The 1,028-nt window shown below is 45.3% G+C and carries 1 protein-coding gene; it reads left to right on the top strand.

Features of this window, described 5'->3' with window-relative positions:
- Positions 1–1,028 (top strand): elongation factor Tu (tuf, locus tag ACHUE3_RS19865; protein WP_394194021.1); only part of this gene is annotated, 1,028 nt, incomplete at both ends.

Genomic DNA, 1,028 nt, shown 5'->3' with positions numbered 1-1,028 from the left:
TTCGCATCAATCGATAACGCTCCAGAAGAGCGCGAGCGTGGTATCACAATCTCAACTTCACACGTTGAGTACGATACACCTACTCGTCACTACGCACACGTAGACTGTCCTGGACACGCCGATTATGTTAAAAACATGATCACTGGTGCTGCTCAAATGGACGGCGCTATCCTAGTTGTTGCTGCAACTGATGGTCCTATGCCACAAACTCGTGAGCACATCCTACTTTCTCGTCAGGTTGGCGTTCCTTACATCATCGTATTCATGAACAAATGTGACATGGTTGATGATGAAGAGTTACTTGAGCTAGTAGAAATGGAAGTTCGTGAACTTCTTTCTGAATATGACTTCCCAGGTGATGACTTACCACTAATTCAAGGTTCTGCTCTTAAAGCACTTGAAGGCGAAAAGCAGTGGGAAGACAAGATCGTTGAGCTTGCAGAAGCACTAGATTCTTACATCCCAGAGCCAGAGCGTGACATCGATAAGCCATTCATCATGCCTATCGAAGACGTTTTCTCAATCCAAGGTCGTGGTACAGTTGTAACTGGTCGTGTTGAAGCTGGTATCATCAACGTGAATGACGAAGTTGAAATCGTTGGTATCAAAGAGACTACTAAGTCTACTTGTACTGGTGTTGAAATGTTCCGTAAGCTTCTTGACGAAGGTCGTGCTGGTGAGAACATTGGTGCACTTCTACGTGGTACTAAGCGTGAAGATGTTGAACGTGGTCAAGTACTAGCTAAGCCTGGTTCAATCAAGCCACACACAACTTTCACTTCAGAAGTATACGTACTTTCTAAAGATGAAGGTGGTCGTCATACTCCATTCTTCAAAGGTTACCGTCCACAGTTCTACTTCCGTACAACTGACGTAACTGGTGACGTACAGTTACCAGAAGGCGTAGAAATGGTAATGCCTGGTGATAACGTTAAGATGACAGTAACTCTAATCGCGCCAATCGCGATGGACGAAGGTCTTCGTTTCGCTATCCGTGAAGGTGGCCGTACTGTAGGTGCTGGTGTTGT

The sequence above is a fragment of the Pseudoalteromonas atlantica genome, from assembly GCF_043641955.1.
In the GTDB taxonomy this organism is placed as follows: Bacteria; Pseudomonadota; Gammaproteobacteria; order Enterobacterales; family Alteromonadaceae; genus Pseudoalteromonas; species Pseudoalteromonas atlantica_A.
The sequence above is the reverse complement of the archived record's forward strand: the minus strand, read 5'-3'. Positions and strand labels throughout refer to the sequence as shown.